General features: G+C 29.5%; 17 protein-coding genes and 1 riboswitch. Of the genes, 11 read left to right on the top strand and 6 right to left on the bottom strand.

The annotated features are described in order from the left end of the window. Nucleotides 1-57: 57 nt before the first annotated feature. The 4 genes from LJD32_RS08810 to LJD32_RS08795 form a co-directional block, all read right to left on the bottom strand. Nucleotides 58-2,406 carry a homocysteine S-methyltransferase family protein gene (locus LJD32_RS08810; RefSeq protein ID WP_147579611.1) on the bottom strand — a complete coding sequence of 783 codons (2,349 nt, stop codon included), beginning with the start codon at nucleotides 2,404-2,406 and terminating at the stop codon, nucleotides 58-60. Further along, nucleotides 2,388-3,035 (bottom strand): vitamin B12 dependent methionine synthase, encoded by a 648-nt coding sequence (locus tag LJD32_RS08805; protein WP_119363580.1) that lies wholly within the window; start codon nucleotides 3,033-3,035, stop codon nucleotides 2,388-2,390. The genes LJD32_RS08810 and LJD32_RS08805 overlap by 19 nt, the downstream gene beginning before the upstream one ends. Then, on the bottom strand, nucleotides 3,016-3,903 hold the full coding sequence (metF, locus tag LJD32_RS08800; protein WP_227392193.1) for a methylenetetrahydrofolate reductase [NAD(P)H]: 888 nt from the start codon (nucleotides 3,901-3,903) through the stop codon (nucleotides 3,016-3,018). Before metF ends, LJD32_RS08805 begins: the two co-directional genes overlap by 20 nt. An 86-nt stretch (nucleotides 3,904-3,989) precedes the next feature. After that, on the bottom strand, nucleotides 3,990-4,529 hold the full coding sequence (locus LJD32_RS08795; protein ID WP_032090386.1) for a DUF1836 domain-containing protein: 540 nt from the start codon (nucleotides 4,527-4,529) through the stop codon (nucleotides 3,990-3,992). A gap of 141 nt (nucleotides 4,530-4,670) precedes the next feature. On the opposite strand from LJD32_RS08795, the gene lspA reads away from it, so the two are divergent. From lspA to LJD32_RS08780, 3 genes are read left to right on the top strand one after another with little or no spacing between them, the layout of a single operon-like run. Next, on the top strand, nucleotides 4,671-5,171 hold the full coding sequence (lspA, locus tag LJD32_RS08790; RefSeq protein ID WP_022002754.1) for a signal peptidase II: 501 nt from the start codon (nucleotides 4,671-4,673) through the stop codon (nucleotides 5,169-5,171). Further along, a complete protein-coding gene (locus tag LJD32_RS08785; protein WP_119363577.1) occupies nucleotides 5,146-6,051 on the top strand; it encodes an RluA family pseudouridine synthase in 906 nt (301 codons plus the stop codon). Before lspA ends, LJD32_RS08785 begins: the two co-directional genes overlap by 26 nt. Nucleotide 6,052: 1 nt before the next feature. Then, nucleotides 6,053-6,520, top strand: coding sequence for a deoxycytidylate deaminase (locus LJD32_RS08780; RefSeq protein WP_022002752.1), 468 nt, complete (start codon nucleotides 6,053-6,055; stop codon nucleotides 6,518-6,520). Between the two features lie 26 nt (nucleotides 6,521-6,546). Here the strand turns inward: LJD32_RS08780 and rnhC are convergent, their stop codons facing one another. Continuing rightward, complete coding sequence (gene rnhC / locus LJD32_RS08775) at nucleotides 6,547-7,305, bottom strand: ribonuclease HIII (RefSeq protein WP_119363576.1); 759 nt, start codon at nucleotides 7,303-7,305, stop codon at nucleotides 6,547-6,549. Between the two features lie 99 nt (nucleotides 7,306-7,404). Between rnhC and LJD32_RS08770 the strand changes: the two genes are divergently transcribed. The 8 genes from LJD32_RS08770 to mgtE (LJD32_RS08735) all read left to right on the top strand — a co-directional run bounded on the left by LJD32_RS08770 (nucleotide 7,405) and on the right by mgtE (LJD32_RS08735) (nucleotide 18,081). After that, nucleotides 7,405-8,175 (top strand): CvpA family protein, encoded by a 771-nt coding sequence (locus LJD32_RS08770; protein WP_227392192.1) that lies wholly within the window; start codon nucleotides 7,405-7,407, stop codon nucleotides 8,173-8,175. A gap of 2 nt (nucleotides 8,176-8,177) precedes the next feature. After that, the gene (locus LJD32_RS08765; protein ID WP_227392191.1) at nucleotides 8,178-10,481 is read left to right on the top strand and encodes an endonuclease MutS2; all 2,304 of its coding nucleotides are present in this window, start codon (nucleotides 8,178-8,180) and stop codon (nucleotides 10,479-10,481) included. Then, entirely contained in the window at nucleotides 10,481-12,244 is a 1,764-nt protein-coding gene (gene uvrC, locus LJD32_RS08760; RefSeq protein WP_032090380.1) for an excinuclease ABC subunit UvrC, read from the top strand. Before LJD32_RS08765 ends, uvrC begins: the two co-directional genes overlap by 1 nt. 36 nt (nucleotides 12,245-12,280) lie before the next feature. Further along, nucleotides 12,281-12,484, top strand: coding sequence for a helix-turn-helix domain-containing protein (locus LJD32_RS08755; RefSeq protein ID WP_022002747.1), 204 nt, complete (start codon nucleotides 12,281-12,283; stop codon nucleotides 12,482-12,484). A 53-nt stretch (nucleotides 12,485-12,537) separates the two neighbouring features. Then, nucleotides 12,538-13,674 (top strand): D-alanyl-D-alanine carboxypeptidase family protein, encoded by a 1,137-nt coding sequence (locus LJD32_RS08750; RefSeq protein WP_227392190.1) that lies wholly within the window; start codon nucleotides 12,538-12,540, stop codon nucleotides 13,672-13,674. 259 nt (nucleotides 13,675-13,933) lie between these two features. Further along, nucleotides 13,934-14,097: riboswitch (M-box (ykoK) riboswitch) on the top strand. 101 nt (nucleotides 14,098-14,198) lie between these two features. Beyond that, nucleotides 14,199-15,530 carry a magnesium transporter gene (gene mgtE, locus LJD32_RS08745; RefSeq protein WP_147579618.1) on the top strand — a complete coding sequence of 444 codons (1,332 nt, stop codon included), beginning with the start codon at nucleotides 14,199-14,201 and terminating at the stop codon, nucleotides 15,528-15,530. A 41-nt stretch (nucleotides 15,531-15,571) separates the two neighbouring features. Continuing rightward, nucleotides 15,572-16,519 (top strand): ketopantoate reductase family protein, encoded by a 948-nt coding sequence (locus tag LJD32_RS08740; protein WP_227392189.1) that lies wholly within the window; start codon nucleotides 15,572-15,574, stop codon nucleotides 16,517-16,519. 218 nt (nucleotides 16,520-16,737) lie between these two features. After that, on the top strand, nucleotides 16,738-18,081 hold the full coding sequence (gene mgtE / locus LJD32_RS08735; protein ID WP_032090374.1) for a magnesium transporter: 1,344 nt from the start codon (nucleotides 16,738-16,740) through the stop codon (nucleotides 18,079-18,081). A gap of 32 nt (nucleotides 18,082-18,113) precedes the next feature. Here the strand turns inward: mgtE (LJD32_RS08735) and LJD32_RS08730 are convergent, their stop codons facing one another. Further along, nucleotides 18,114-18,965: a Cof-type HAD-IIB family hydrolase gene (locus tag LJD32_RS08730; protein ID WP_147579620.1), complete on the bottom strand. Its 852-nt coding sequence runs from the start codon at nucleotides 18,963-18,965 to the stop codon at nucleotides 18,114-18,116. Nucleotides 18,966-19,054 lie beyond the last annotated feature (89 nt).

The following is a 19,054-nucleotide window of genomic DNA, read 5'->3' as shown; positions in this document are numbered from 1 at the left end:
CTAAAAAAAGAGGCTGATGAACCTAATCCAAAAGGTTAGGTTTCTTTACAGCCCCTTTTAATGTACAATTTCATTAAGTAAATTGACGGCAGCCATGGCATCTTTTGTATAGTGATCCGCATGAATATCTTGTGCGATATCTTCTGTTAATACGGCACCACCAACAAAGATTGGACACATGTTTTCTTCTTGCTTTAATAAAGTAATCGTTTCTTCCATTGAAACAACCGTTGTTGTCATTAAAGCTGAAAGACCAATAGCTTTAGGATGATGCTTATGATAGGCTTCTAAAACGACCTCTGCAGGCACATCTTTTCCTAAATCAATGACTTGATAACCGTAACTTTCTAAAACAACTTTTACAATATTTTTCCCAATATCATGGATATCTCCATGGACAGTCGCAATTAAAACAGGACCTTTAGAAGATTTCGTTGTTTTAAATGTTTGTTTGATCACATCAAATGCAATTTTGCTTGCTTCTGCTGATTGGATCAATTGAGGTAAAAAGATTTTACCTGTTTCATAGTCTTTTCCAATTTGGTCAAGAGCAGGAATTAAAATGTCATTGACGATTGTTAGTCCATCTTGACTTTCTAAGGCTGTTTCTGTTGCTTTTTTGACTTCATCTTTTAAACCGTGTAAGACAACATCGTTTAAAGAAAAGGATGTTGTTTGTTTTGGTAAAACGACTTGGTTTTGTGCTTGTTTTTGAATGTAGTTTGTAGCGTCTCGGTCATAATTATAAAGTACATTGAAGGCGTCGATTGTATTCATTAATTCTTGATCTAATGGATTGATAATTGGTAAATCAAGTCCTGCCGACATGGCCATTGCTAAGAATGTTTTATTAAGTAAAGGACGATTTGGTAAACCAAAAGAAACGTTACTTACTCCTAAAACAGTATGGACACCCAATGTTTTAACCATAGAAACAGCTTTGACTGTTTCCATAACTTCTTTTTGTTGGGCAGAAGCGGTTAAAACAAGACAGTCAATAATAATGTCTTTTTTATCAATGCCATATTCTTTTGCTTTATTAATGATTTTTTTAGCGATTTCAAATCTTTGCTCAGCTTTTGGAGGAATGCCATTTTCATCTAAGGCTAAACCAATGACAACACCACCATATTTTTTTACAACAGGGAAGACGGCTTCCATAGTTTCATCTTTACCATTGACAGAGTTAATAAGTGGTTTTCCATTATAATAACGACAAGCTTCTTCAATTGCTTGGAAATTAGAACTATCAATTTGTAAAGGAAGTTGAATAACTTCTTGTAATAATTTAATAACATGCTTCATCACTTTTGGTTCATCAATACCAGGTAAACCGACATTGACATCTAAAACATGAGCTCCTGCTTGTTCTTGTTTGATGGCTTCTACAACAAGTTCATCATAACGTTCTTCTTTTAAAGCAGCTTTTAATTTTTTCTTTCCTGTTGGATTTAATCTTTCTCCACAAACAACAACATGTTTTCCAAATTCAACAGTTGTTGTTCCTGAAGAGACACGTGTCAACAAAGAAACTTCTCTTGGAGTCACTGTTGTTGGGCAGTTTTCTTTTAATTTTTGAATAAATTCAGGGGTTGTTCCACAACATCCACCAACGATAGCGATTCCTTTTTTGACAAGAGGAACGATTGCCTCAATAAATTCATCTGCTTTCATTGGATAAACGGTTTGTCCATCTTCTAAAAGAGGAAGACCTGCATTTGGTTGAATCATAACAGGAAAAGAGGTACTTTCTAAAATGCTTTCAATAATTGGAGCCATTTCATTTGGTCCTAAAGAACAGTTGATCCCTAAAGCATCCACTTTTAATCCTTCTAAGACATTGACCATTGTAAGAGGATCACATCCTGATAAACTACGACCATTTGTTTCAAAGGTCATTGTTGCAAAAACAGGAAGATCACTACACTCTTTGACAGCTAAAATACTCGCTTTTAATTCATAAATATCTGTCATTGTTTCAAATAAAACAACATCAATATCCTCTTTTACAAGTTCTACCATTTGTTTAACGCTTTGATAAACTTCATCAAAAGTTAAAGTTCCCATCGGTTCCATAAGTTTACCAATAGGTCCAATATCTAAAGCAATATAAGCATCAGGTTTGATTTTTTTAGCTTCTTTTGCATTTTGAATAGCCGCTAAAATCACTTCTTGATAACTATATTTATGTTGTTCTAATTTAAGGGGATTTGCGCCAAATGTATTGGTTGTAATAAAATCAGCTCCTGCTTTTAAATAACGATGATGGATATCAATAATCATTTCAGGATGTTCAATATTATAATATTCTGGAATTTCTCCAGCCTTCATTCCTAGTTCTTGAAGTTGTGAACCAAAACCACCATCAAAAATAAGAAGATCTTTATTTAATCTTTCGCGTAACATGTTTGACCTCTCTTTCTAAAATTACAATCTTTTATATGTAAACAATTCTGACATGTTTTTTCTTTTCTATTATCACCTAAACCAATCAAACCAATCATTGATTTTTGAGGTAATAAAATATTACTTTCTTGAACCGTCAAACCAATTTTTTTAGAACTTTCGATAATGAATGCAAGCTCTTTATTGAGTTCAATAGGGACACGACCATAACCTGGACAAAAACGAAACGTTCTTTTACCAATCAGTTGTTCATTTTCATATTCATTACATTGCACTTCTAAAAAACTACTTGCAACGGCATCAAAAATAGTTGCTTTGGTCATATCGATATGACTGTAATAATGAGATCTTTTTTCAACTTGCAGGCCTAAAGTACAGCCAATAATAACAACATCATGACAATTTTGAAATAAATTATTCAAGTCTGGATAATCGAGATTTAAAGAAATTTCATCAATTCTTAAAGGATGAAAAGAAAGAGGAAATTTACGATAAGTTGCTCTAAAAGAACTCATTTTTTCAATTTCCTCTATGCATTCATCAATCAAAACATTCATTTTTTCATCAAGTATTTGATGATGATATCCTAAATACTTTAAAGCATTTTCTTTAATCTTTGAAAAATTCATCACGAATATATTCTGTTCTTTTTAAAATTTCTTTTGCAATCTCTGGTTTATTCATTGTATAAATATGTATTCCATCTACACCATGAGTCATTAAATCGATGATTTGATAAGTTGCATAGTGTAAACCAACTTCCCTTCCCGCTTTAGGATTTCCAGCAAAACGATCAATCATAGCTGCTAAATCAAACGGAACAGAACAATTTGACATTTTTGCGATATTTTTTAACTGTTTTGGATTATGAGCAGGCATAATTCCTACAAGAATAGGGACATGAATTCCAATTTTTCTTGCTTCTCTGACTAGACGATAATAATATTGATTGTCATAAAAAATTTGAGTAACAAGATATTTAGCTCCAGCATCGACTTTTTTCTTTAGGTTTAAAAGATCTTCTTCAAAGTTTTTAGCTTCATAATGTGTTTCTGGATAACATCCACCAGATAAACAAAAATCATTAGGAAAGTTTTCTTCAATGAATTCATTTAATTCACTGGCATATTTAAAATCACCATGATTAATACCATCACCATCTTTAGGATAGTCGCCACGTAAAGAAAGGACATTTTCAATATCATTTTCTTTAAGTTCTTCTAGAATTTCTTTGATTTCATCCTTTGTATTATTCATACATGTTAAATGAGCTACAGATTCAATACCATATTTATTTTTAATGGTTGAGGCAATCTTACATGTATTTTTAGATGTAGAACCATTAGCTCCATAAGTGACAGAAATGAAATCAGGATTCATTTTTGCTAGTTCATCAATGGTTGCATAAATAGATGTGATATCATTTTCATTATTTTTTGGTGGGAATATTTCAAAAGACAATGTTGGTCTTTTCTTTAATAATTCATTAATTTTCATATAGTACCTCGCTTTTTTTATACATTATATAGAAAAATAAATAGATAGTAAACGAAGAAAAAATAAAAGTTGGCTATTGTTTTAAACTATATCTCTTTCGTTTCAATAAGCATTTCCGCAATATTTGTTAGCGAATGACTTAATGAAGATAAAATAGCCACCAATAAAAATAAATCTTGATAGTTTTCAATTTTTAATTGATAATCATCCATTATTTTTTGAATCATTTTTTGAAGTTGGAAATTTAAAGAGTGTTTAATATCTATAAAATGATCATAAAGATTTGATAAATCATCGTTATTTTCATAAATAGGTGTCAATAGATCTTTAATTTCCTGAATGGAAAGATTATTTTTTAATTGATAGATGATCAACATTTGAATGATTTGTTCCTTAGTGTATTTTTTTCCTTTTACAGGCGTAATGACTTTTGCTTTGGAATAATTATTGATCATGGTTTTAGTAAGTAATTTATCATCTTCATTTTTTTTATGATTTGCTAGATGGGTTTCAAAAAGAGTCATAATTTGATCCATATAGAGATCTAAATCAGGAATATCTTTAGATGTAATAGAACTTTTTTGACTTTCTTTTTCAACAAGAGTTTCTAGTGTTTCTTTATTCATAATTTCACCTCATATTTATTTTATAGATTATCATATTTTTTTGCAATATAAACTATTTGAAATGGTTTTAAATACTACATATTTAAAAAAGTCATACTAGGATTTTAAAAAGCTTTATTGTATAATGTCCTTGGTGATTAGATGAAAAATATAAGTAAGAAAAATTGGGTTTTATATATTGTTACTTTTTTGGTGGTTGTTATTGGAGATCAACTTACAAAAATATTAGTGTCTTCTTCGATGATGCTAGGGCAATCGCAAGCGATTATTGATAATTTCTTTTATTATACATATTCGCATAATCAAGGAGCAGCTTGGGGAATGTTATCAGGACATATTAGTTTGTTTGTAGTTGTTTCGCTTGCTGCAGCAATTTTTATGTTTTATTACTTTAGTAAGACAACCAAAGCTCAAAGATTAACACGTTATGGAATTGTTTTAACTTTTGCAGGTCTTGTTGGAAATCTAACAGATCGTCTTTATTTTGGATATGTTAGAGATTTTATTGATTTTATTATTTTTGGTTATGATTTTCCTATTTTTAATATTGCTGATATGGCAGTAGTAATAGGAGTAGGATTGATTATTTTAGAGATTATATTTGAGGATTATATTAATGGAAAAAAGAAAATTAGAGATTAATGAAGAAAATGTACGTTTAGATAAGTTTATTATGAATTCAATTTCTGATTTATCAAGAACACTTATTCAAGAATATATTAAAGAAGGGCATGTTCTTGTAAATGGAAAAATTGAAAAAGCAAGTTATAAAATTAAAATGAATGATGCTATTGAAATCACGATTCCTGATAATAAGGAGATGGATGTTTTACCAGAAGATATTCCTTTAGATATCGTTTATGAAGATCAAGATGTTATCGTTGTCAATAAACCTTCAGGGATGATCGTTCATCCAAGTGTGGGAATTTATAGTGGTACTTTAGTAAATGCTTTACTTTATCATTGTAAAGATTTATCAGGAATCAATGGTGTGAATCGTCCTGGTATTGTTCATCGTATAGATAAAGAAACAAGTGGTTTATTAATGGTAGCAAAAAATGATAAAGCTCATAAATCATTGAGTGAACAGTTAAAAGAACATAGTGTTACACGTCGTTATGTGGCTTTAGTTCATGGTGTTATTCCACATGTTCATGGTAAAGTCAATGCACCAATTGGTAGAGATGTCAATGATCGTCAAAAAATGGCTGTCACAAAAAATAACAGTAAGGAAGCAATTACTAATTTTACAGTTTTAGAAAGATATGATGATATGTCTTTAATTGAATGTCGACTTGAAACAGGAAGAACGCATCAAATTAGGGTGCATATGTCTTATATTGGTTATCCAGTTTATGGAGATCCTAAGTATGGAAAGAAAAAAGATGATCAAAGTCATGGACAATTCTTACATGCTAAAAAATTAGGATTTATTCATCCTACTACAGGTGAATATTTAGAGTTTGAATGTCCTTTACCTGATTATTTTCAAGCAAAACTTGATGAATTGAAAGGAGAATAAAATGTCTAAAAAGATTATTAGTTGGCAACAATATTTTATGGGAGTTGCTAAGCTTTCAGCTTATCGTTCAAAAGATCCTAATACACAAGTAGGAGCGTGTATTGTTTCTCCAGAAAATAAGATCGTAGGAGTAGGATATAATGGACTTCCATGGGGATGCGAAGATGATCAGTTTCCATGGGCAGCAAGAGAAGGAGATTTGTATGATACAAAATATCCTTACGTTGTTCATGCAGAATTGAATGCCATCTTAAATAGTATTTCTCATTTACAAGGATGTACGATCTATGTTTCTTTATTCCCATGTCATGAATGTGTGAAAGCCATTATTCAAAGTGGTATTAAAGAAATTATTTATGAAGATGATAAATATAATGGAACAGACAGTGATCGTGCTGCAAAACGTATGTTAGATGCCGCGGGTGTCAAATACACAAAAATTCCAGCATTTGAATTAAATAGTTTATAAAATAAAAAGGTCTTCTTTGGAAGACCTTAAATTACATCTTTAATACGCTTATAATTAGTCATATTAGTTTTTGTTACTTTAAGTAACATTTTTTTACCATACTTTTTAGCAATACTTACAGCAACATGATCGACAACTGAGCTTGTATTACCACGAGGCAATTTCACTTTCAAGCTTCTAGACATGTTATTAAAATATTGGTAAAAGGCATATTTTGAAAGAATAGACGAACACATAATTGCAAAGTATTGTTCTTCTCCTTTTTGTTCAAAAGATAAATCCTTAACAACGATTACTTCACTCTTTAAATAATTATAATACGTTTTAGGTGAAACAAATTGATTTACGACTTTTTTATCAACTTTCATTGCAACTTTTTGCATTACATTTGTAACGGCTTGATTATAAAGTTTTGCTTTAATGTTTGCTAGATTATTACCAGCAGCTGCCATTTGATTGTAGTGAGAATTATCAAGAATCAACAAACTATAAACAAGTCGATCTTTGATCTCTCTAGCGATTTCAATAACTTCTTGAGGTGTCATGAGTTTAGGATCACGAACATTTAAGCTCGCTAACCAATCATAATCACGTTCATCGATATAGCATGCAACAACACATAATGGTCCAAAAAAATCACCTGATCCTGTTTCATCACAACCAATGTGAGAATAAGGATAATATTGTTTTTCTTGGTTTGATGGACCACCATCACTTAAAGGGGCATAGTTTTCAACATGCATATCCATAATATTCATTGGTTTGTTATTATTTGCTACATTCATGTCATTTCTTTCCTCCTACCATATATACTAATTATAGCATATTTTTCAAATTTTGACACTATATTTTTGTTTTGATACAATAATTGCAAGGAGGTATTTATGGCTTTATTAAATAATCCCTACATAATCGATATAATTATAGGTCTATTCCTTATTATATATACATTTATTGGTTATCTAAAAGGATTCATTATTCGACTTTATGACTTTTTTAGTCTTTTTATAGCTTATTTTCTAACAATTAATTTTTCTTTTCCTTTATCTAAATTGATTACACTTTATCAATTAGAAGGTTTATTAGAACCAATTGGTATAAAGGTAAATCAATTGTTAGTTGCTGTTATTTTATTTATTGTTGGTTATTTCATTTTAAAGGGAATTGGTGTTTTATTAAAACCGTTTTTAAAGAAAATTGTTTCTTTATTAAAAATGACAAAATTATTAGATCATTTATTAGGTTTGATTTTATCAATTATTGAAGGAATCATTATTGTATATTTTGTTCTTTCAATGATTTTTATTCCTTTTATCAATCAAGGAAAAGAAACGATTGAACAAACGTATATAGGCTCTTTTATAATTGATACCATGCCTCATTATTTTTCATCTATTGCTGATTTTAAAGATTTAAATCAATTAACACATCTAGATGTTTCTTTATCTGATGAAAAACAACTATCTATGGTGACAAATTTTATAGAAGAAGCAAGTCAAAATAAATGGTTAGATGATGAAACAATAAAAGATTTTATTTATAACTATTATAGTGAAATAGATTTACAAACAGTAGATCAAGAAGATTATCAAAGAATATCTTCTTTATGTCAAAATTATGATATTGATATCAATCTTTTAACGAAAGGACATTAGAAATGAAAAAGAGTTATCGAACATTGGAGTTTTCATTTATTCAAGATTATATTAAAAACTATTGTTTTAGTGAAATGGCTAAAAAGCGAATTGATCAAATACAGCCTTTTCAAGATATAGATGATTTAAAACTCTATCAAGATGATATTTCAAGTGCTATGAAAATCATCTATGCTTATGGACGTATTCCTTTAGCCCCTTATGAAGATATTAAAGAAATACTTCAAAAAGCACAAAAAGGTGGTGTTTGTTATCCTCAAGATTTATTAAAAATCGTACAAATATTAAAAAATGTACAAGAGGTACAAGCTTATTTGGATCAAGAAATTGAACAAAGTCATTTACTTGAAATATTTTCATTACTTTATTTACCTAAAGATTTATATAATGAAATTTTAAAATGCGTCGATCCAAGTGGAAATATTTATGATCATGCAAGTCATGAGCTTTATCGTTTAAGAAGACAAATTTCAGCGATTGAAGCCAATATGAGAAAGAAAATTGAAGCATTAAGAGCACAAAATAAAGATTATTTATCTCATGATGTTATTTCAACAAGAAATGATCATTTTGTTTTACCCGTCAATGTTTCTTATAAAACTCAAATCAAGGGAATTCATCATGGACATTCTTCTTCAGGAAGAACAACATATGTAGAACCAGAAGAAATTGTTTCTTACAACAATCAACTTTCACAAATTAAACAAGATGAACAACTAGAAATTCATCGTATTTTATTAGAACTAACAAAAAAGGTAAGAAGTTATGATCGTGTTTTAAATGAAGATTTAGAAATCATGATAGAAATGGATGCTGTTTTTGCTATTAGTGAATATGGCAAAAAGTTAGATATGGTGATGCCAGTTGTTGATGAAAATTGTCAGGAAATTGAGTTACTTAAAGCGAGACATCCTTTGATTGATCAAAAAGAAGTTGTTGCTAATGATATTGTTTTAAAGAAACCACAAGATATTTTACTCATTAGTGGAAGTAACACAGGAGGTAAAACAGTTGCTTTAAAAACAGCGGGTTTACTTTCTTTAATGGCTATTTGTGGACTTCCAATTCCTGTCACTCAAGCGAAACTTCCATTATTTGATGATGTTTTTGTAGATGTAGGAGATGAACAATCTATTGAACAATCGCTTTCTACTTTTTCATCACATATGAAAAGATTGGTTTTTATTACGCAACATGCGACAAAAAATAGTTTGGTTATAATTGATGAAATTTGTTCAGGAACTGATCCTAAAGAAGGTGAAAGTTTAGCAGAAGCTCTTTTAACTTATTTACATAAAAAAGGTGCTTATATTTTAGCTTCTACTCACTATAGTGCATTAAAAGAATTTGCGAAAGAATCAGATTATATTAAGATTGCTTCGGTTGAATTTGATCAAGAAAAAATGCAACCTACTTATCGTTTATTGGATGGTAGCGTAGGAAATTCTTATGCTATTGAAATTTCAAAACATTTAGGTTTAAATCAAGACATTATTCAACATGCTTTCATCATCAAAGATGAAAGTATGACAACATCACAAAAGTTATTAGAAAAATTACAATCAGAATTATCAGCTGTTTTACAAGAAAAAGAAGCTCTTGAAAAATTACAAAAAGAAACAGCAGATAAAGAAAAGCATTATCAACAATTGATTGATAATTATCAATCTAAAAAAGAAAAAATGATTGAAGAGGCTCAAAGTGATGCGAATAAGATTCTTGAAGAAGCACAAAATAAAGCAGATGAAATTTTAAAAGAATTACAAGGACAAATTAAGCCGCATCAAGTTATTCAAGCTAAAAAACAATTAGGTGATTTAAAACATCAAAAGAAACAAGTTGAAAATCATGAAGATCATGATTATAAAATAGGTGATATTGTTAAAGTATTATCTGTTAATCGACAAGGAGAAGTTGTTGACATCAATAAAAAAGGAATGTTGACGATCTCAATGGGTGGTTTAAAATTGAATGCTAAAAAAACAGAAGTTCAATTTATGCATGAAAAAGTTCCAGAAAAGAAAGAAACATCTAATATCCGCTCATTACGAAGAGCTAATAAACACAGTTATGAACTTAATATTATTGGTATGCGTTATGAAGAAGCAATGAATGCAGTAGATAAATTTATTGATGGAGCACTCGTATCAAATTATTCAACAGTACGAATTATCCATGGAATGGGAACAGGTGTTTTAAGAAAAGGTGTTCGAAAGTTATTGGATAAAAATAAATATGTAAAATCTTATCAAGATGGTGGACCAAATGAAGGTGGATTAGGTGCAACAGTGGTATATTTTGAATAATGGATCTTCAATATATTAAAGATAAGCTATCACTTTTACCAATGCAACCAGGCTGTTATTTAATGAAAGATAAAGATGGTACGGTGATTTATGTTGGAAAAGCAAAAAAATTAAAAAATAGGGTTTCTTCTTATTTTGCAGGAAGTCATAATTATAAAACAACAAAGCTTGTTCAAGAAATTGTTGATTTTGAATATATTGTGACAGATAGTGAAAAGGAAGCCCTTTTATTAGAAATCAATCTAATTAAAGATTATGCACCTAAATACAATATTAGTTTTATGGATAATAAATATTATCCATATATCCAATTAACAAAAGAAAGACACCCACGATTGAAAATCGTTCGAAACGCTAAGGATAAAAAACATAAACACTTTGGCCCTTTTCCAGATGGTACAGCAGCTAGAGAAACATTTAAATTATTAAATCGTCTGTATCCTCTAAGAAAATGTAATCACATTCCCAAAAAAACATGCCTTTACTATCAATTGAATCAATGTTTAGGGCCATGTGTCAATGAAGTAGATGAAGAAGAATATAAAAAAATAACCAAACAAATTACACAGTTTATTCAAGGAGATACCAAAGAAATCATCGATGATTTACAAAATAAAATGATGCAAGCTTCAGAAAGTTTAAATTTTGAACTTGCGAAAGAATACCGTGATTTGATTCAGCATATCAATCATGTTACAAGTAAACAACATGTTCAATTTGCAGATCAAATTGATCGAGATATTTTTGGCTATTATCAAGATAAAGGGTATCTTTCTTTACAACTTTTCTTTATGAGAAATGGAAAATTACTTGCAAGAGATTTAAATCTAGTACCTTTACAAGATGTCCATGAACAAATTACACAATTTATTGTTGGTTTTTATCAAGAAAATACATATCCTAAAGAGATTCTATTACCAGAGGATATTGATACAACTTTGTTAGAAGAAATAGTTGAATGCAAGATCATTAAACCTCAAAAAGGTCAAAAAGCAAAACTTGTAGAAATGGCAACAAATAATGCAAAAGAAGCTTTAGAAAAGAAATTTTTATTGATTGAAAAGAATCAAAAGGCAACGGTAGGTGCTATTAAACAATTGGGAGAAAAATTAAATATGATTACTCCTAGAAGAATTGAATTGTTTGATAACTCTAATATCCAAGGAGCTTATGCAGTTGCAGGAATGGTTTGCTTTGTTGATGGGGTACCTTCTAAAAAAGATTATCGTAAATTTAAAATCAAAACAGTTGAAGGACCAGATGATTACGGTAGTATGAAAGAAGTTATTTATCGTCGATATTATCGAGTACTTGTAGAAGGATTAAAAAAACCAGACTTGATTATTGTTGATGGTGGTAAAGGACAGATTAAAGTTGCAAAAGAAGTCATTGATAGCTTAAATATAGGTATTAAAGTATGTGGGCTAGCCAAAGATGATCATCATTCAACTGCTGTTTTAATTGATAGTGACTTTAATGAAATTAGTATTGATAAAAAAAGTGAACTCTTCTTTTTACTAACACGTATGCAAGATGAAGTCCATCGCTATGCGATTTCATTTCATAAAAATGTTCGTTCTAAATCTTTATTTCAGTCTATTTTAGATGATGTTGAAGGTATTGGACCAAAACGTAAAAAAGAATTATTAAAACATTTTGGTTCTGTTAAAAAATTAAAAGAAGCGACGCTTGAACAATTAGAAGAAGTCTTACCTAAAGAAGTGGCAAAAAATTTATTTACTGTTTTACAAAACACCAAATAATATAATTTTCATATACTACTATTAAGGAAGTGGACTATGAATATTATATTAACCCCAAGAGAAAAAGAAATATTTCATTTATTAGTCAAGAATTATTCTACAAAAGATATTGCTAGAAAGTTAAATATTAGTGAAAAAACAGTGAGAAATCATATATCAAATGTAATTCAAAAATTAGGTGTAAAATCGCGTATACAAGCAGTATTTGAATTGATTAGGTTAAAGGAATTACAGCTTTAGCTAATTCCTTTATTTTTTTTCTATAATTCTATATAATAGGGATGGTGATGAAGATGAAATTAAAAAGCTGGCATCTTTATGTTCTAGCAACCTTATGTTTTCTATTTGCTTTTACATCATTAAATATGAAATATGATCGTTTTTATCGAGTAAATGGTATAGATAATGATAATCGATCTTTAATAGAAAAGTATTTAGATAAAGAAGAACAGGATTATTTAATTGATCATGGAATATCAGTAGATGAGTTTATTGATTATATTACATATGATCAATTTCATTTACAATATTATCAATATTATAATGAGTTAAAAGAAGCTAAAAAATATGATTCATTAGAAAATTTAATTAATGATGTCAATAGTGTTGTTGATCGTCTTACAGTAGAATTTGGAACGCAAACAGATACATATTTTAAAACACTAATTAAAAATGATTTATTTTATGCTTATCAAAAAAGTACGTATTTTGATTTTGATAATGTACGTTATTATCAATTGTTAAGGACACTTTATAGTGATGATGATTATAGTTATATTATACTTACAAATAATTATGTAAATACTTTAGAAAATGAAAAAGATGATACATATAAGCTCTTTAAAGAAATGGTAAGTACGTATGATGCACAAGGTCTTTATATTTTGATGAATACAGAATTAAAAGCGAATGCTTCTCGACTATATAAAATAGATACAATGTCTCAAGTAATTGATGATACAACTTTTATTGGTGGTTATGAATCTAAACATATGAAAATGATTGAAAATATTTCAAGATTATCTTATTCCATGTATTTAAATGAAGAAGCTTATAATGCTTTAAAACAAATGTATGATGATTTATATAAAAATACTAAAAAAAGATTTTTAGTGACAAGTGCTTATAAAAGCTATGATGTTTTAAATTTAGAAGAAAATACGTCACAAGCTGGATATAGTGAATTTCAATTAGGAACATCTGTTTCTTTAAAAGTAAATGGGATAAAAGATGTTGAATTTGTTTCAACAGATGTTTATCAATGGCTTTTAGAACATAGTTATGAATATGGATATGTTTTAAGGTATCCAAGTGATAAAGTAACAATTACACAAAAAGAAAGTTGTAATATTTTTAGATATGTTGGCAAAGAAAATGCGCAAAAGATGCATAATCAAAATTTATGCTTAGAAGAATTAAATAATCAATAATTATTAGATCGTTATTCTAATTTAAGGAGATACTTATGAATAAAAAGGGTTGGTATTTGGTACTAATATTAGGTTTTTTATTAGTAACAATATAGCTAGGTAAATGGATAGGTTTACAAAGTCAAATGGATTTTATTGATCTAGCATTAGGACTAATGACGGGAATAGGACTTATTGTTGCTGCAAGTATTAAAATCAAAAGAGAAAGATAAATTTTTATTGACAAGTGTATTTTAATAAATATAATGAACATGAATTGAATAAACAACGGTAGGTGAGGTTACCGCAGGGATTTGGATATCCTAAGATTACTGCCGCAAAATTGTGGAGACACAATGCGCTGGTTAGCAGATAAAGTCGCAAAGGCTTTGTTTAATGTAATTGATATGCCCTGTGATACTAAAGCTTGAACGGATGAAATGAAGAATAGAACATCGCTCAAGCAGCGATGTTTTTTTGTGAGGAGGTGAGTTATATGGACGAGGGTTGTCAAAGGCAAATTCAAAGAAGGAGGAAATATAAAAATGAAAAAAGAATTAATGCTAGAATTATTAAATACAAAACAATACAAACAATTACATACTTTATTAATGGAAAACAATACTGTCGATATAGCTTATCTTTTACAACAAATAGAAATTGATGATTGTGCTATTGCTTTTCGTTTACTTTCTAAAAAGAAAGCAGCACAAGTATTTTCAAATATGGATATTAAAACGCAAAGTCAACTTGTAGAATTGTTTAGTGAAAAAGAGTTAGAATCATTGATTGAAAATCAATATATGGATGATCTTGTAGATTTAATCGAAGAATTACCTGCAAATTTAGTAACAAGACTTTTAAAACATGTTGATGAAAATCAAAGACAAGTCATCAATCAACTTTTGAGTTATCCTAAAGATAGTGCTGGAACAATTATGACTACTGAATTTCTTTCTTTAAAGAAAGAAACTCAACTTGAAGATGCTTTAAATTATATTAAACAAAATGGAAATCATTGTAAAAGCATTTATACAAGTTATGTTTGTCAAGATAAAAAATTAATAGGAATTGTTTCGACGAAAGATATTTTATTAAATGATGAAAATAAAAGTATTGAGGAAATTATGAAAGAAGATTTTCAATATGTTTATACTCATACAGATCAAGAAGAAGTTGTTAATATTTTTAGAAAATATGATTTAGTTGTTTTACCTGTTTTAGATGATGAAAAAATGCTTGTAGGAATTGTAACAGTTGATGATGTCATGGATGTTATGGTCGATGAAACAAGTGAAGATATTTCTAAAATGGCTGCTGTAGAACCACATGATAAAAGTTATTTTGAAACATCTGTTTTTGAACATGCTAAACATCGTATTATTTGGTTACTTGTATTGATGTTTTCTGCAACGCTTACAGGAAGTATTATTACAAGATATGAAAATGCTTTTCAAGCAGTTCCTTTATTAGTCTCATTTATTCCTATGTTAATGGATACGGGAGGAAATTGTGGCTCTCAAAGTTCTACTTTAATTATTAGAGGGATTGCTTTAAATGAAATTCGTTTTAAAAAAATTTTTAAAGTGATGTTTAAAGAATTTAGAATTGCATTAGTAGTAGGGGTGATTTTAGCAATTGCGAATGGACTTAGAATTTATGTGATGTATCAAGACCTTAATATTGCTTTTGTGATTGCTTTATCTTTAATTGTAACAGTTATTTTATCTAAATTAATTGGTTGTATTCTTCCTTTAGTTGCCAATCAAATTGGTTTAGACCCAGCAATTATGGCTTCACCACTTATTACAACAATTGTAGATACATGTTCTATTCTTGTTTATTTCAATATTGCAGTACACATTTTTAACTTATAAATTTTGTGCTACAATATAGAAAAATAAATGGGGGATGAAAAATGGAAATAAAAACAGTTGCTGTTTTAGGTGCTGGAGCAGTAGGTTCATATATTATTTGGGGACTAGATAAAAAAGTAAAATTAGGTGTTATTGGCGAAGGGAAACGTGCTAAACGTCTACAAAAGGGATGTTTGATCAATGATCAAATGTATTATCCTGAAGTATGGTCACCGACAGAAGCACATGGAGTGGATTTACTGATTGTTTCTTTAAAATATTGTGCTTTAAAAGATGCCTTAAAATCTATTCAAACGATTGTTGATGATCATACAATTGTCATGTCTTTAATGAATGGCGTAGATAGTGAAGAAATCATTGGAGAAGCCATTGGAAAAGAACATCTTATGCCATCTTTAATTAAGATTGCTTCACGTAAAGAAAATGGTTATCGTTTTGATCCTGAAACAACTATTGGAATTATTTTTGGAGAATTACAAGCACATTGTCAAAGCAAACGTGTACAAGCAATAGTATCATTATTTGAAAATACAGGAATCCACTTTCGTGTAAGTGAATATATTCAAGAAGAAATTTGGAGTAAATTTCGTTTAAATATTTGTAATAATTTACCTCAAGCTATTTTAGGTGCAGGAGTAGGATGTTATCGAGATAGTGAACATATGAAATTTATTCAAGATGGTTTGCGTCATGAACTTGAAAATATTGCACACGCTAAAGGAATTGATTTAAGTAAAGCTGATTCTTCTTCATCGCGGGGAAGTGCTGTGCCAGCAAGTGCTCGTTATTCAACATTGCAAGATTTAGATGCTAAACGTCATAGTGAAATTGATATGTTTTCTGGAGCGTTGATTAAAATGGGGAAGGAGCTTCATATTCCTACACCTTATAATGAATATACTTATCATATGATTAAAGCACTTGAAGAAAAGAATGATGGTTTGTTTGATTATGATCAAGAAAATCAAAGAAATATGTGTTCTAAATAAGAAGATACCAAATGTTATCTTCTTTTTTTATAAAATCAATCTTTTTATTATGTAAAAAATGATTTTTTTCTTTAAAAGTTTGAACATTATGATAAAATGAACAAGGTGGAGGTGGTAATAATGATAGTAGACCCGTTATCCGGTGGACACAATGGTAATAGTGAGGATCATTTACCACCGTCGGTAAAGTTCCTCTTTAAATAAGAGGGGGAAAATAAATGATAAAACAAATGACTTCTGAAGAATTAAAAAATTTAATTCTTCATGGGAATAAAGAAATAATTAAAGAAGTTTTAGAAAATATTCACCCGGCAGATATCCTTGATATTTTACATGAAGATGAAGATTCATCAAAAGAAATTTTAGAACATTTACCAAATGAAGTTATTGGTGATATTTTAGATGAAGAAGATGATGAAGAACTTATCTTAGAATGGTTGAATTTATTTTCAAAATACAAACAAAAACAAATCTTAGATGAAGTAAGTCATGACGTTATTACGGATGTTATCGGATCAATCGAAGATGAAGATGAAAAAAATGCTTTTTTAGAGTTATTGGAAGATGACGATAAAGAAGATGTCAAACAGTTATTACAATATAACCCAGAAACTGCTGGGGGAATCATGACAACTGAATATTTAGATATTCATGCAAATAATACAGTCAAAGAAACATTGTTATTTTTGCAAACAACGGAAGAAGAACCTAGACATTATCTTTATGTTGTAGATAAAGATAATGTCTTAAAGGGGGTTGTTTCTTTAGGTGATATCGTTACAAGTACCTTTGATACACCAATGCTTGAGATTACAAATCAAAATGTTAAAGCTGTTTATTATTATGAAGACCAAGAAGAAGTTGCGAAGACTTTTAGTAAATATGGATATATTTTGATGCCTGTTATAGATGAACAACATCATTTATTAGGTGTTATTGATATCGATGATGTTATGGATGTCATCGAAGAAGAAACAACAGAAGACATGAACTTATTAGGAGGTGTTGGTTCTGAAGAACGTTTAGATTCAACACTTGTAGAATCTTTTAAAAACCGTATTCCTTGGTTGATTGTCAATCTTTTTACAGCAATTATGGCTTCAAGTGTTGTTAGTGTTTTTGAAGGAACAATTGCGAAAGTTGTTGCTCTTGCAACGATTAGCCCGATTATTACAGGAATGGGTGGTAATGCCGGAACACAAACTTTAACTATTGTTGTTCGTGGTTTATCACTAGGAGAATTAGATAAAGAAAATGCTCGCAAAGTTTTATTAAAAGAAATTGGACTTGGTATTTTAAATGGTGTTATCATTGGGGCATTAGTTTCAGTAGGGGCTTGGTTCTTTGCTGGTAATCCATGGTTTGGTGTTGTAGCTGGACTCGCCATGATTTGTAACATGATCGTTGCCACACTTGCAGGTTATTTTGTACCGGTTATTTTAGATAGATTTCATGTTGATCCAGCCCTTGCCAGTGGGGTTTTTGTAACAACATGTACAGATATGTTTGGCTTCTTTGCATTTTTAGGACTTGCAACCATTTTAATGTCACATTTACTCTAAAAAAAAACATTGGAAAAAAAGCCAATGTTTTTTTATATAAGTTGATATTTTTTCATGGTTTTATAAATACCATCTTCAGCAATATCATCACATACTTCATCAGCAATTGCTTTTAAACCTTCTTTAGCGTTACCAACAGCGATACCGATATGGCAATACTCTAACATATCAGCGTCATTCATGCCATCGCCAAAGGCAAAAGTATTTTCTTGAGGAATATTTAAATGATTGATAAGTGCTTCAATGGCACTTGCCTTGTTAACACCAACAACGGATAATTCTCCTGAGTCATCTCCAAAAGAAGGAACGGTACAATGAATAACATTGAATGCATCAGAAAAGTTATCTATAATTGTTTGAAAAGGAATATCTTTATTTTCTAAAAAACAAATTTTATTGACATCACTACGATACATACTTTCTCCCTCTATTAAAGATGTAATAAAGTGACTTGGTTGTTCAGCTTTTTTCTTTCTAGCCTTTTCGTCATTTTCTAAATCGCCATAAGTAATCATTTCTAAGCGAGATACTAAATTTTCACTAGCAAATAATCCACCATTACTTTCAAGATAGTAGTCATAATCATTTTCTTCAAAGAAATCAACGACACGATGTACATCTTTGTTAGATACTTTTTTATGATAAAGCATTTCATCACCAATGGTTACAAAGCCACCACCAGCACCAATGATGCCATCAAAACCGATATCTAAAATATGTGGGTAGATTTCAGCAAGTGATCTTCCTGTACATAAAAAACATAAATTCCCTTTTTTTCTTGTTTCTCTTACTGCTTTGATTGTTGATTCTGGTACATATTCTCTTGCAGGTCTAACATCAACGAGAGTACCATCAACATCAAAAAAGATAATTTTTTTATTCATAACTAACCTCCAACTTAATTTTATTATAGCGAAAAGAATGTATTGAAATTAATTTTTTTCATTTCGTGCAAATATTTTTGTTTTCAATA

This window comes from Faecalibacillus sp. TM498, assembly GCF_020589955.1.
GTDB lineage: Bacteria > Bacillota_I > Bacilli_A > Erysipelotrichales > Coprobacillaceae > Faecalibacillus > Faecalibacillus intestinalis.
This window is presented reverse-complemented; position numbering and strand designations above follow the sequence as displayed.

Excerpts from the sequence above, each read along its gene's own strand:
- LJD32_RS08730 (WP_147579620.1), bottom strand. The coding sequence starts at position 18,965 with ATGAATAAAAAAATTATCTTTTTTGATGTTGATGGTACTCTCGTTGAT.
- LJD32_RS08795 (WP_032090386.1), bottom strand. The coding sequence starts at position 4,529 with ATGAATAAAGAAACACTAGAAACTCTTGTTGAAAAAGAAAGTCAAAAA.
- mgtE (WP_147579618.1), top strand. The coding sequence starts at position 14,199 with ATGAAAAAAGAATTAATGCTAGAATTATTAAATACAAAACAATACAAA.
- rnhC (WP_119363576.1), bottom strand. The coding sequence starts at position 7,305 with ATGAATGTAGCAAATAATAACAAACCAATGAATATTATGGATATGCAT.
- lspA (WP_022002754.1), top strand. The coding sequence starts at position 4,671 with ATGAAAAATATAAGTAAGAAAAATTGGGTTTTATATATTGTTACTTTT.
- LJD32_RS08780 (WP_022002752.1), top strand. The coding sequence starts at position 6,053 with ATGTCTAAAAAGATTATTAGTTGGCAACAATATTTTATGGGAGTTGCT.
- LJD32_RS08755 (WP_022002747.1), top strand. The coding sequence starts at position 12,281 with ATGAATATTATATTAACCCCAAGAGAAAAAGAAATATTTCATTTATTA.
- LJD32_RS08765 (WP_227392191.1), top strand. The coding sequence starts at position 8,178 with ATGAAAAAGAGTTATCGAACATTGGAGTTTTCATTTATTCAAGATTAT.
- mgtE (WP_032090374.1), top strand. The coding sequence starts at position 16,738 with ATGATAAAACAAATGACTTCTGAAGAATTAAAAAATTTAATTCTTCAT.
- LJD32_RS08750 (WP_227392190.1), top strand. The coding sequence starts at position 12,538 with ATGAAATTAAAAAGCTGGCATCTTTATGTTCTAGCAACCTTATGTTTT.
- LJD32_RS08785 (WP_119363577.1), top strand. The coding sequence starts at position 5,146 with ATGGAAAAAAGAAAATTAGAGATTAATGAAGAAAATGTACGTTTAGAT.
- LJD32_RS08805 (WP_119363580.1), bottom strand. The coding sequence starts at position 3,035 with ATGAATTTTTCAAAGATTAAAGAAAATGCTTTAAAGTATTTAGGATAT.
- metF (WP_227392193.1), bottom strand. The coding sequence starts at position 3,903 with ATGAAAATTAATGAATTATTAAAGAAAAGACCAACATTGTCTTTTGAA.
- uvrC (WP_032090380.1), top strand. The coding sequence starts at position 10,481 with ATGGATCTTCAATATATTAAAGATAAGCTATCACTTTTACCAATGCAA.
- LJD32_RS08740 (WP_227392189.1), top strand. The coding sequence starts at position 15,572 with ATGGAAATAAAAACAGTTGCTGTTTTAGGTGCTGGAGCAGTAGGTTCA.
- LJD32_RS08810 (WP_147579611.1), bottom strand. The coding sequence starts at position 2,406 with ATGTTACGCGAAAGATTAAATAAAGATCTTCTTATTTTTGATGGTGGT.
- LJD32_RS08770 (WP_227392192.1), top strand. The coding sequence starts at position 7,405 with ATGGCTTTATTAAATAATCCCTACATAATCGATATAATTATAGGTCTA.